The organism is Neobacillus sp. NPDC097160 (assembly GCF_044762155.1).
Taxonomy (GTDB): Bacteria; Bacillota; Bacilli; order Bacillales; family Cytobacillaceae; genus Neobacillus.
In genome coordinates this window covers 22,436-35,686 of the sequence record NZ_JBIWDU010000026.1, presented here as the reverse complement: position 1 = coordinate 35,686, position 13,251 = coordinate 22,436, and the positions used below count along the sequence as shown (strand labels likewise).

At 36.7% G+C, this 13,251-nt stretch carries 7 protein-coding genes; 2 read left to right on the top strand and 5 right to left on the bottom strand.

Annotation, left to right across the window (positions count from 1 at the left end):
- Positions 1-72: 72 nt before the first annotated feature.
- Both nagZ and ACIQXV_RS26710 read right to left on the bottom strand, forming a co-directional pair.
- Positions 73-1,281, bottom strand: coding sequence for a beta-N-acetylhexosaminidase (gene nagZ / locus ACIQXV_RS26715; RefSeq protein WP_402964473.1), 1,209 nt, complete (start codon positions 1,279-1,281; stop codon positions 73-75).
- A gap of 67 nt (positions 1,282-1,348) precedes the next feature.
- Complete coding sequence (locus tag ACIQXV_RS26710) at positions 1,349-3,112, bottom strand: O-antigen ligase family protein (RefSeq protein ID WP_402964531.1); 1,764 nt, start codon at positions 3,110-3,112, stop codon at positions 1,349-1,351.
- Positions 3,113-4,044: 932 nt separating this feature from the next.
- Here ACIQXV_RS26710 and ACIQXV_RS26705 point away from each other — a divergent pair.
- Positions 4,045-4,848: a cell wall-binding repeat-containing protein gene (locus tag ACIQXV_RS26705; protein ID WP_402964470.1), complete on the top strand. Its 804-nt coding sequence runs from the start codon at positions 4,045-4,047 to the stop codon at positions 4,846-4,848.
- A 71-nt stretch (positions 4,849-4,919) separates the two neighbouring features.
- Here the strand turns inward: ACIQXV_RS26705 and ACIQXV_RS26700 are convergent, their stop codons facing one another.
- Positions 4,920-5,069 carry a hypothetical protein gene (locus ACIQXV_RS26700; protein WP_402964467.1) on the bottom strand — a complete coding sequence of 50 codons (150 nt, stop codon included), beginning with the start codon at positions 5,067-5,069 and terminating at the stop codon, positions 4,920-4,922.
- Positions 5,070-5,505: 436 nt separating this feature from the next.
- On the opposite strand from ACIQXV_RS26700, the gene ACIQXV_RS26695 reads away from it, so the two are divergent.
- Positions 5,506-6,603 (top strand): PspC-like choline-binding domain-containing protein, encoded by a 1,098-nt coding sequence (locus ACIQXV_RS26695; RefSeq protein WP_402964464.1) that lies wholly within the window; start codon positions 5,506-5,508, stop codon positions 6,601-6,603.
- Between the two features lie 95 nt (positions 6,604-6,698).
- On the opposite strand, the gene ACIQXV_RS26690 is transcribed toward ACIQXV_RS26695, so the two are convergent.
- Together ACIQXV_RS26690 and ACIQXV_RS26685 are read right to left on the bottom strand one after the other, a co-directional pair.
- Positions 6,699-8,987, bottom strand: a complete 2,289-nt coding sequence (locus ACIQXV_RS26690; protein WP_402964461.1) for an EAL domain-containing protein — start codon at positions 8,985-8,987, stop codon at positions 6,699-6,701.
- Between the two features lie 466 nt (positions 8,988-9,453).
- Positions 9,454-13,236: an Ig-like domain-containing protein gene (locus ACIQXV_RS26685; protein ID WP_402964458.1), complete on the bottom strand. Its 3,783-nt coding sequence runs from the start codon at positions 13,234-13,236 to the stop codon at positions 9,454-9,456.
- Positions 13,237-13,251: the final 15 nt, after the last annotated feature.

The following is a 13,251-nucleotide window of genomic DNA, read 5'->3' as shown; positions in this document are numbered from 1 at the left end:
TATGACACTGAATTGTTTATAAAATTGAGTAGGAGCTTAAAGTCAAATGATCCCTTGTGAAAAACAGAGACTTTATTCCTTATTTCCGACAGAGTGGTATATATTTTCCGATGATTTGTTAATTTTTTTTAGGTCTACCTTGTTTATTTCTTTATCATTCAGATGATATTTTTCCTTTAATTTCAGGATTCGATAAACACTTTCGTTGATTTGTTTTTCGGTTATGTCTCCTTCTTTAACAGCATTTTGGATGGAGTTAATTACCCGAATCTTATTTTCATAACCATGGCAGACTAAAACAATATCGTTTCCTGCTTTAATGGCCTTTACAGCGGCTTCACCAATGTCATAGTTTTTTAAAATAGCTCCCATTGTTAAATCATCTGTAATCACAACACCGTTAAAATGTAATGTATTTCTTAATAAATCTGTCACAACCTTTCTCGATAGAGATGATGGATTGCCCTGATCAATCTTTTGCATAAGAATATGGGCAACCATTGTCATATCAGCATTTTGCTTAATAGCCTTTTTAAAAGGGACTAACTCCATCTTTTTTAATTCACTCATATCATGATTAACAACAGGAAGTTCTTTATGAGAATCTACTACTGTATCACCATGACCAGGGAAGTGTTTTATGACGGGGATGATATTTTTTGATTGAATTCCTTTCATTTCCGCAATTCCGATGTTAGAGACTGTCTTTTCGTTACTGCCAAAAGCCCTTTTCCCAATTATCGGGTTTTGTGCATTACTATTGATATCCAAAACGGGTGCATGGGTCATATTAAAGCCAAATGCAGCAACTCTTTCCCCGATAGCCTCACCAACTTGATAGGCAAGTTTTGAATTATTTTTATCTCCGATTACTTTGCTATCTGGCAGATTTTTAATGCCAGCTGGCATCCTTGAAATAACTCCCCCTTCTTCATCTACTGAAATGAAGATGGGAATCGTTGTTGTCTTAGTATTTAGTTGTTTTATTTTATTGTTTAATTGTAATAGCTGATCTGAACTCTTAATATTATACTTATTTAAGATAATGCCACCGATATGATGTTCCTTGATGAATTCTTCCGCTTCGATATCCACCTTACCTTCATCCAAACCAAACATGAGCATTTGTCCGATCTTTTCTTCAACTGACATTTCCTTTATTTGTTTATTTATAAAATCTCTGTCAGTCTTGTCCTTAGAATTAATACATCCGGTCAATGTAAGAGTTAGTATCATATAAAAGGTAAAAGGAAAAAAATTTTTTAATAAATATTTTCTCACAAGTGTCATTCCTAACTTCCCTTAATTTCAATTACTAGTCCTTATCTAGTCGTTATTCATTCACCCGTTATAAAAGGTGTTCCATATTCTTTATTGTTTCCTGAAGCAGAGGAAACAGTTTTTCATATTTGTCAAGCAAAGCCTGCGCTTCTTCAAGTTTACCATCAGTTTGGAGTGCCATTATTTCAAGCGCACAAACCTTTTCTTTCTCCTCATTGTTATTCTTAATAGTAGAGGAGATTGCCTCTACTTCAGAAAAATCCTTTTGAAGAAAATACGCTAACGCTGCAAAATAATGACTACGGGCAGTTACTTCAAAGTCTCTGCTATTAAATCGTTCTGCTTCTTTAGGAGCATGAGTCAGAAAATAATCATACCATTTTTTTTCATCTTGATAATCCTTAATTGCAGATTGTAGAAGCTTTTCCGCACCTTTCTTATCTCCACTCTTCCTATTCTCTATTGCCACGGTTACCTTTAAGCGAATGCTGTTCTCATATAATTTCTTATTATAATGATCTATTTTAAGACCCATAGAATAGTATTTTAAAGCATTCCTTTTATCCTTAGCTTGCTCAGAGAGAGTCCCGGCTTTTAATTGTAGGGTTGAATTGCTCGGTTCAAGCGTTGTTAAATCATGAATTAAATCGTCCAATTGCTGCTTCGCCTCTGGGGTGTTCTCAAATCGTAGTTTTAAGAAATAAGTATCTGCTAAACTCCTTTGATAAAGAATATTTTCGGGATCATAGGATACAGCTCGTTTGATTGTTTCTTCCCTAAATGAAAGGGACTTCGATTGCTTGAATTTCGTATACAGCATGTCTGCCGTCATAAAACGATAAGAAAAAAATAGGTTCAAAACCATCATTATGGAAAAAACAATCAGTGGTACTCCTTGAAAAATAACAAATTTTTTATCCTGTATGGTTTTAATACCGGTGGTTTTATCTAGCCCCATCACAAATAACCATATTATTACTAGCCAAATGGTACTATAGGAAAAATTATAATCTAAGAAGCTATGTAGAAAAATACCAAGAGTTGAAACCATAACAGCTACCTGAAGTGTATTTTCTTTTTGTTTTAAGTAATTTCTAAATAATAACCAAAAGAAATAAATTGATACACTAATAAAAAGGATGAATCCGACCCAACCGGTATCAATCAGCCACTCAAGATAACCATTATGTGCCTTATTTGAGATATAAGGCATATGTTGATATTTTTTATAGATTGCAGCCCAAGCTTCTCCTCCAAATCCAATAATCGGAGAGTCGCTGCTTATCTTGAGGCCATCATTAATAAAGATAAGTCGTTCTTGTGCTGTAGCAGCACCAATATTGGTACTGTTAAGCCTTGTTTGTAGTTGGCTTGGTAATTGCCGGAAGATAATTCCTTCGTTCTTAATATCTAAAAAACCAAGAAAGCCAATAATGACAATGGTAACGGGAATTATTATCTTAGAAACTTTTCTTAATTGGATCTTTTCAAATAATACTGACCCTGCCTTACGGGAAATGGAATACTTTATACAAAAAACAAACAATAGAAATAGAACGATACTCACTGTCAGCGTTACCAAACCTGGGTTTTCATTTCCACCTTCCATGAATTTGTAAATAAGAAGGGAAGGTCCAAAAGAAAAAAGAGTATACAGTATGTACTCAAGCTGCCTTTTAAAGCTTAAAAGAAATAGTCCCAACAGGAAAACAAGTGGAAATACAAGAAACATTCCTCTTGACGAGGACTGGACGAAACAAATGATAAAGGGTATAAGCGGAAAGGCGTAAAGGAATATTTCCACTTTAGATATGTCTTTTTTAGTCAGCATAATAATCGAAAATAGGCCGAAAACACTCATTAACATCCCAAAAGTGTTTGCATATTGAAAGACACTTCCAAATCGACCCGCTATAAAGGCCCCGCGAAAATGTACCACCCCATAAAAAGCAAACAATGTAAAATAGGCAAGCCATGCACCTGTTAATTGAAATATAATGGGTAATAAACTCTCGATTGTTTTCACCCGTGCTACCCAATAAAGAAGAATAAAGAAGGCCGCATAGGTAATCCATTGGAACAAAGAATCGATCGCACCCTTAGGGCTTTCCGCTATAAATAAGGAAATGGCGTAAGATAACGGTAATAGCAAAAACGGAATAATCCTTTTTAAACTATTTGCTTCTTTTTTTATAGCAAGGTAAAGCATTAAAATCAAAAATAAAATAGATATGATAACGGAAATGCCATAAAGGCTTGAGTTAAAATATAACCCTTTATAATAGGGTGATAGGATAAAGATTGCAGCGAGAAATAAGAAAAAAAACCAGTTCATAAAATCCTCCGATGTAAGTTGATGTTGAAAATTGGAATTTAAGGTGGTATATCGTTTTTTGATCTATGATTTAAGTAGACAGAATATCTAGGCCTGTTTCCATGAGGAGCTTTTCTAATGACGTTATCTGATCTATTTTTTATTTCATAGTTTAGCGTGTTTTATTAATTTTAGCATCCAGTTGATTATTACTTAAGATTGATATAAACCATTCTTATCAAGAAAATACAAACTATAGTCAAATTTTACTATGACGTTGATTATTACTTAAGATTAATATAACCCGTTCTTATCAAAAAAACACAAACTATAGTCAAATTATACTATGACTTTGAGCTTATAACCTTATCAATGTAGAAATGTTTTGATATAATGGAAAAGTCCTATCAAAATTGGATAATTATACACATAAGAGGGGAAAAGAGACAATGATTAAGAGTAAGTTTTTTTCAATTTTAGCTTCAACTGTATTTATTTTAAGTTTAATTCTACCTATTAGTGCAGGAGCAGAAACAGGGGAATCACAGGGGCAAAGTGTTACAAATACATCTGGGGACGTATACGAAGTTGTCTACGGCGATGTCTATGATGACGTTTACGTCGATGTCTATGACGATGTCTATGACGATGTTTATGATGATGTTTATAACGATGTCTATGATGACGTATATGGTGTGAATTATGATGTAGATGGATGGCAGCAGGTAAATAATAATTGGTACTATGTTAATAGCAAGACTGATAGTTTAGCAGTCGGCTGGTTATTTGCCCCAGACCATAAATGGTACTATCTAAATGCAAATGGAATTATGCAAACTGGCTGGGCTATGGTTAATGGAAAATGGTATTTCCTATCTGAAAGTGGTGCAATGAGTACAGGCTGGATTCTAAATAATAATAAATGGTATTATTTAACCCAAAGTGGAGAAATGAGTAGAGGCTGGATTCTAAATAATAATAAATGGTATTATTTAACTCAAAGTGGTGCAATGAGTACAGGCTGGATTCTAAATAATAATAAATGGTATTATTTAACCCAAAGTGGCGCAATGAGTACAGGCTGGGCTCTATTAGGTAATACGTGGTACTACCTCAATAACAGCGGAGATATGGCCACTGGCTGGAAATTAGTTGGGGGAAAATGGTACTTCTTTAATAACTCTGGTGCTATGAGTGCCAATACTATTGTAGGTGGATATAAATTAGGTAAAGACGGCGCTTGGATAAAGTAACATACTTTAGGACAAACAGAAATGATTCTGTTTGTCCTTTTTATTTAAAGTGGATACAGGTATTTTAAATATCATTGCTTTAGGGAGTGTTTTTGCATTATTTTTAAAGCGCCACTTTGAATAAAGTAATACCATTTTCCGTTCTCCAAATACCAGCCGGTTTTCATCAAACCATCTTTTTGAAAGAAATACCACTTACCGCTGCCAAGCTTCCGATGCAAGTCTCCATTACCCCTGTTACCTATTTCTCAAAAAGGATATTAATTTCAATAACATTCTTTCAATATAATGGCCTTTTTAAAAATATAGGTTATTTATCATGGGAAATTTGTCTTGTATTGTCATATATTATGTTATTATTTTATTTGAATATATTAACGGCGATGACGTTGGGAGTGGATTGTTGGAAAAAGGAAAAGTAAGGTCGGGTGCAGGTTTACCAGCAGGCATTTCACTGACTGATCGAAAGTCTGCAAGGAAAGAAGTTTGATTGAAGACAAATACGAATTAAAGGAAAAAGGTAGCCTTTACGAGGCAATAATAATGTAAAAAAGAGAGTCGATTAATCGAACAACATGAAGCCTAATTTAATAGTGTCTCTTACACTACTCTATGGAAATCTCTATCAAAACAGAAAATGTAAAGGTGTGGGTCTTTTTGTTTTTTACTAAGTTTGCAAAGCTATGGATTATTAGTGCGATCTTTTGCACCGTGTATTTCTTAGCATTTACACTAAATGCTTCCGCAGAAGATTTGTCCACTGGGAAATGTGAAATGACTATTATTGAGGGAATACATGAAGGATATAGCGCTGAAGCTACAGGTCCTTGTAAAGGTATGGTTTCAGGTTATGTATTTGATTCTAAATTTTATATTCAAATCGCTTCAAACGCCTCACTAGTAGAATTTGATGGCCAACAATTTGAAATAATAGATTCTGATTATCAGCCGTGTATATTAACCGTTCATACAAAAAATTTAAGAAGTTACACGGGATGGGTGGACATTTACGAACAGAGGTATTATTACATTAATGGTACACTGCAAGTAGACTGGCTGAAGATTGATGGCAAGTGGTACCGCTTCACTGAGCAGGGCATTCAGATGACAGGATTCACATCCGATGGTGATTATTATTATTATTTAGATAGTAATGGCGCGATGCAAATTGGTTGGGTAAAAATAGATAAAAAATGGTATTTCTTTAATCAAAGTGGAGTTATGCAAATAGGGTGGATAAAAGTTAATGGAATATGGTATTACCTGGATTATCGTGGAATAATGCAAACCGGCTGGATTTTATACAAAGAGCCAAATGATTGGCGACCTTACTGGTATTACTTAGAACCTTCGGGGGCCATGAGAACCGGTTGGTTACTGTATAATAACAATTGGTATTACTTGAAAGCAAACGGGAGAATGTGTTGGGGCGAGTGGTTATACGTGGGCAATAAATGGTATTTGTTCGATGTCGAAGGTGCCATGAAATATGGTTGGCAACAAGCAGATCGAATATCGTATTATTTTAATTATCCATCGGGGGAAATGGCAACTGGATGGAAATACTTAAATAGATTACATTATGCTAATAATGGGTACTACTGGTACTACTTTGATCATTCTGGAGCACCAGTCAAAGGTTGGCAAAAAATTGATTCTAAATGGTATTACTTCAATGAGAATGGTATGATGGCTGCCAATGAAACCATACATGGCTATTATGTAAATGGAAATGGCGTTTGGGTAGAAAAATAGATATATATTTTATAATGTAGTAAGCCCTTCCGGCATTCATACAAGAAAAAGGGAGCAACTAAGTTACTCCCTTTTTCTTAGAAAATACCGTCACATCAAAAGCTAACCACCGCAGTCCGTTCCTTAACCCGCTCCTGTTTAATGGGCAACATCACATGAACGGTCGTTCCTTGATGAAGGACACTGTCGATGACAATTTCCCCTCCATGTTCTTTGACAATTTTTTGGCTAATCATTAATCCCAACCCTGTTCCCTTTTCTTTCGTACTATAAAAGGGTTCGCCAATCATTTTCATCCGTTCTTTAGAAATACCACAACCCTGATCAATAAACGTAATTCTCACGAAGTCGGAGCCTTCCTTACATATTTGCACCCTAATAATTCCGCCAGTTGGCATGGCTTCTACAGCATTTTGAAGAATTCGAACAAAAACTTGTTTTATTTGGTTATCATCACATTGAATAGGTGGCACCGCCAAGCCATACTCTTGTACGATTTCGATATGATTTATTATTAGTTGTGAATCAAATAGTGTAAGCGCTTTTTGAAAAAGAACTTTAATGTCAATATCATGTATTTGACGTGCTGTTGGTTTTGAAAAACAAAGAAACTCATGGACGACTTCTTCAATTTTATTGATTTCTTTCAACAAAATGTCTGTATAAAGCGGCATATCCAATTCCTTTTGCAGAAGTTGAGCAAACCCCTTTATTGTCGTAAGTGGATTCCTTATTTCGTGTGCTATACTAGAAGCTAAATGTCCAACGACAGAAAGCCTTTCTGATTTGCTGTTTAAGTCTTCTGATTGCTTTCTTGCTGAGATATCTCGACCTACCGCAATGAATGATTCTAATTCATGATCTTCCCCATAAACAGGGGTTATTTTAGCCTCAATATCAACCCATCCACCATTGGCATGTCTATGTCGGAATTCCACTTGACATGGCGTCCTTGTTTCGAGCATGGAAGCAAAATGTGTTTGAACAGTAGGAACATCATTAGGGTGAACTAATTTAAAAGCCGAACACCCTTGACACTCTTCAGCAGTTAATCCGAATACCTTTTCATGAGATGGAGAAGCATATCGCACGACACCGCTTTTATCTATTACTACGACTACATCTTGCATATTCTCTGTAATAAGTCGATAATTTGATTCACTTCGCCTTAATTGATCTTCTACTTTCTTTTGATTCGTAATATCGACACACGAACCAATGATGCTATCCACTTGACCGCCTTTTCGAACGGGACGTAATGAAGTAAGATAATGAATTCCATTGAATTCCCCTTCGTACATTATGTTTTCCTCACCATTCCAGGCTCTTTGATGATAGTCTGTTTTTTCTCTCGATTGAAGGAAGGGTAGAAAATTGAATACCTCTCTCCCAATTACTTGTTCAGGAGTGAGACCCATTCGATAGAGTAATTCACCATCGCATAAAGTATAAATAAATTTATCTTTTTCCTTAATCAGTTTAAAAATCATCCCTTGTTGCTGCCTGACGGTGTCGCGCAATTCTCGACGGGTATTTTCTACTATTTCATTCATCCACTTTTGATTGTTGAATTTTTGAGGTATTCCCTCACGAATTACAATTTTCTCAATCTTGACAAAGTGCCTCTCTAGTTCCTTTGGCGGTAAAGGTTTACTAAAAAAGAAGCCTTGTCCTTGATTACAAAGATTTTGCTGAAGAAAAATTAATTGCTCTTTGGTTTCGATCCCTTCAGCAATAACGCCCATTTTTAGTTGGTGAGCCATTTCGATAATCATCTTGACAATCGTTGCATGATTCGAATCCGAAGTAGCATTCCTGATAAAGGATTGATCTATTTTAATTTTATCAATTGGAAGTTCTTGCAAATATTGCAGGGAATTAAAACCTGTACCAAAGTCATCCAAACTGATTTGAACACCAATCCGTTTTAATTCTCTGATTACTCTAGGGGCATGATAGGAATCCAACATGATCCCCTCTGTAATCTCAAACATAAGATAGTGGGGGTCAAGCTTTGTTTCCTTTAGAATGTGACGTACTCGGTCAGCAAACTTTGGTTGATAGATTTGTCGTGCGGATAGATTAACAGACATAAGCAGGGGAGACTGTCCTGTCTCGTGCCAAGCCTTATTTTGCAGGCAGGCTGTCCGTAAAATCCATTCCCCCATGGGGATAATCAACCCAGTCTCCTCTGCCAGAGGAATAAATTCCTCTGGCGGGACTAATCCTTTCTCAGGATGAATCCAACGAATTAAAGCTTCTACACCGATAATTTTACCTGAAATCAAGTCAAGCTTCGGCTGATAATGCAATTGAAATTCATTCCTATCCAGTGCCATCCTTAAATCGGATTCTAATTGCCCTAACTCATGTGTAGATACCATGTTTCACATTTCGCCACCTTATATTCTTTCAACGGACCATACACGATAAAACGAATTATCTTCAACAGATACAAATGGGAAGTATTTAGATGCTGGTTATGGCAATGGTGAGGAGTCTTCTATATACAGTCCAATAATCAAATACACATCGTGCGGTCTATCCTACTTATATATTCTATTACACTTAAGTTCCCTAAATTTAGCACTTTTACCATATGTATTATAAAGGTAATTCTTTTTATTGGGAATGGTGATTGCCAAAATTTTTGTTTTTTTGTCAAAAAGTGTCGGAAATTCATACAACTGTCTATCCCCTTACAGGCAAAAAAATACAGAGCGACTCCAAACTAAAAAAGCCTATAGAGTAGACACTTTGAAGGTCTCTCTATAGGATACTTTTTTAATTAAGTGATTTGGCATAAATACCACTGACATCTTAAAAATAGAACCTCGGGAGTAGGGATATTTATTTTAAAGCCCCACTTTGATTAAAGTAATACCACTTTCCTGAAATCTGCGCCCAGTCTGTCTGCATGGCGCCGCTGGATTTAAAGTAATACCAGGTCGACCCGCTTAGCAGCCAACCGGTTTTCATAGTGCCGCTTTCGTTAAAGTAATACCACGTCGAACCATCTAGCAGCCAACCAGTTTGCATCGCGCCACTACCTTTAAAATAATACCAGGTGGAACCGCTTTGCAACCAGCCCGTTTTCATGGCACCACTGTTATGGAAGAAGTACCAGGTAGATCCGTCTAGGAGCCAGCCAGTCTTCATCGCACCGCTAGTATTGAAGAAATACCAAGTGTTTCCGTCTTTCATCCAGCCGGTTTGCATAGCGCCGCTGTTTTTGAAAAAGTACCACTTCGGACCATCTTGGAACCAGCCAGTTTTCATCGCACCTTTGGTATCAAAGAAATACCAGGTTGCCCCTTCTAAAAACCACCCAGTTTTCTTTTCTCCAGTTGTTTTGTCGTAGAAAAACCAAGTCCCATTCTCTTGGATCCAACCGGAAAGCTTTCCTTTGGAGACGACTAATTTTGTCTCTTCACTTACATTTCCGCTCATGTCAGTTGCAATAATAACTATCTCAGTTCCAGACTTTTGAACCGGGATCGTAACAGAGAACTTGCCATCTAATCCACCAGTAGCGGAACCAATAACAGAATCGTTTACTTTCACTTCCACTTTTGATCCCGCTTCTGCTGCGCCAGAGACAGAAGTATCCTTATCTGTTACTTCATTGACAATTGGTTTAGCAGGAGAAGTAACATCCTTAACAACAACAGTGGTTGCTTCGCTAACATTGCCAGCTTTGTCAGTAGCAGTAATTACTAATTCAGTACCAGCCTTTTGAACTGGGATCGTAACAACAAACTTCCCTGCCGTATCGGCAGTAGCTGAGCTAATCACAGTCCTATTCACTTTCACATCAACTAAAGTGCCTGCTTCAGCCGAACCAGAAACCGAAGTATCCTTATCAGTAACTTCATTCACTACTGGTTTACCAGGAGAAGTAACATCTTTAACGACAACAGTAGTTGCCTCACTAACATTCCCAGCCTTGTCGGTAGCAGAAATGACTAACTCGACGCCTGCTTTTTGAACCGGAATCGTAACCGAGAACTTACCATCTGTTTCTACAGTGCCAGAACCAATAACAGAATCATTGATTTTTACTTCTACTTTAGAGCCAGCTTCAGCCGTACCAGTAACAGAAGCATCCTTTTCAGTCACTTGATTTACAGCTGGCTTAGCAGGAGGGGTAACGTCTTTCACAGCAACCATTGTAGTTTCACTAACATTCCCAGCCTTGTCAGTAGCAGTAATGGCCAATTCAACTCCAGCTGGTTGCATCGGGATGCTTACTGAAAACTTGCCGTCTGTTCCAGCGGTTCCAGTGCCAATGACATTCCCGTTTGCCATTACAGTAATAGTCGCACCGGCTTCTGCCGCACCAGTAATCGCTTTATCCTTATCTGAAACCTCATTTACAACAGGAGTTTCTGGAGGCGTAATGTCTTTTACTAGAACATCTTTTGTTGTTACCAATTCATTAGCTTCATTATAAACTTCAAAACGTAACGTAGTATTCTCTGTTAAGTTAGATACTCCAATGGAAAAATAACCTTTTTCGTCTGCAGTATCCATTTCAATTTCACTATTATTCTCTAAAATCTTTATAGTGGAATGTGGTAATGCCTTACCTGTAATCGTCTGTGAGTTTTTAGTGAATTCATCAATATATATATCTGCAACATTATAAGAATAGTAATAGGTATAACCATATAAGTCTGTAATTTTAACGTTTAATGTATTACTATCACCGATGTAAAAATCGTTTAGTTTAAATGTTCCATCCGTTCTTAATGGCACGTTTTGTCCATTTATTCCAAGTGTGACAAATGGGAGAGTCGCCCCAGTTAGGTTCACTTTACCATTGCTGCTGACAAGCGGGGTATCATAAACAGTAAATGGAACCTCTGTTAAAATTCGATTACTCGCGATCATGCTAGATATATAATTTGATCCGGTAAAAATAGCTTGTCCATTGGATGGTGTGTAATAGCCAAAGTAAATACTATTGGCATGTAGTTCACCTGTAATAGTAAGGCCGCCGTAACTTCTTAATCCACCTAGTACATAAACATTCCCATTAATAATTACATTCCCATTTATATTTAAGATCGCCCCTGGAGAAATGTAAACATCAGAATTAACCGTTTTGTTTGACCAGGTTTCATTTGAGGTCACTATATAGCTGTTTAAAGGTGTTACAGACTTTAGGACAGTAAAATTTCCGGCACTTAAATCTGTTTCAACCGCTTTTACAACAGTAGAATTTTCATTGGTATCTGTGATCACAATGGAATCGACTGTCCATTGTCCAACTTCAGTATTTTTATCAATATACATCTGACCAGTGAAATGTTGGCCGTCGTAAGAAAGGGAAACCGCATGCTTCGTTTGACTTACAGGGCTTACATAGTTAATAGTTGCTTCACTTAAGTTTGTGTCATCGGTTGCATCTATTGTGAAATTTACATAATCTCCTGATTCAACACTATTCTTATCTATTGATAGTTTTGAAAAGGAAGGAGGGTTGAATTCTGTAAAAATTGTAAAATTGCCATTCGGTAGCTTTCCTTCAGGGTCTTGTCCTGGCGATAAATAGGTTTGGTTACCGGTGGTGTCTGTAATAATCATATAATTAATCTTAAACGTCCCAGATTCAATATTTTCATCGATTGAAATATAGCCTTCAAAAACTCCCTTTTCATAATTATAGGATAAAGGGACAGAAAAACTCCTTTGTGAAATAGGAGTATAGTAATATAAACTTACTCGGCTAACCGCCACATCATCAGAAGCTTTGACACTAATATTTACCGTATCTCCAAGAGTAGCTTCTTTTTTATTAACAATGATCTCTTCAAGTGTTGGTTTTGTAACATCGGCTCCACTTGTCCCTGTAACGGTAAATTCCCCATCCTGGAGTTTGCCTTCGGGGTCTTGCCCCTGTGATAAATAGGTTTGGTTCCCGGTGGTATCTGTAATAATCATATAATTAATCTTAAACGTCCCAGATTCAATATTTTCATCGATTGAAATATTGCTTTCAAAAATTCCGTTTTCAGGATTATAGGATAGTGGGACAGAAAAGCTCCTTTGAGAAATAGGAGTATAGTAATATAAACTTACTCGGCTAACCGCCACATCATCAGAAGCTTTGACACTAATATTTACCGTATCTCCAAGAGTAGCTTCTTTTTTATTAACAATGATCTCTTCAAGTGTTGGATTTGTAAAATCGGCTCCACTTGTCCCTGTAACGGTATATTCCCCACCCTGGAGCTTGCCATCGGGGTCTTGCCCCTGAGATAAATAGGTTTGGTTACCGGTGGTATCTGTAATAATCATATAATTAATCTTAAACGTCCCAGATTCAATATTTTCATCGATTGAAATATTGCTTTCAAAAATTCCGTTTTCAGGATTATAGGATAGTGGGACAGAAAAGCTCCTTTGAGAAATAGGAGTATAATAGTATAAACTGACACGGCTAACCGCCACATCATCAGAGGCGTTGACACTAATCTTTACCGTATCCCCAGCAGTCACCTCTTTCTTATCCACACTAATATTCTCCAACACAGGCTTGGTTACATCTGCAGCAGCAAATACATGACTAATTGGCACTGTGCTGATAATTAATAATATTGCTGTAAAAACAGAGACAATTCTTTTCACTAACTAGACCCCTTT

What these genes read in the sequence shown, in the direction of transcription:
- ACIQXV_RS26710 (WP_402964531.1), bottom strand. Translation starts at nt 3,112, where the DNA reads ATGCTGACTAAAAAAGACATATCTAAAGTGGAAATATTCCTTTACGCC.
- ACIQXV_RS26705 (WP_402964470.1), top strand. Translation starts at nt 4,045, where the DNA reads ATGATTAAGAGTAAGTTTTTTTCAATTTTAGCTTCAACTGTATTTATT.
- ACIQXV_RS26690 (WP_402964461.1), bottom strand. Translation starts at nt 8,987, where the DNA reads ATGGTATCTACACATGAGTTAGGGCAATTAGAATCCGATTTAAGGATG.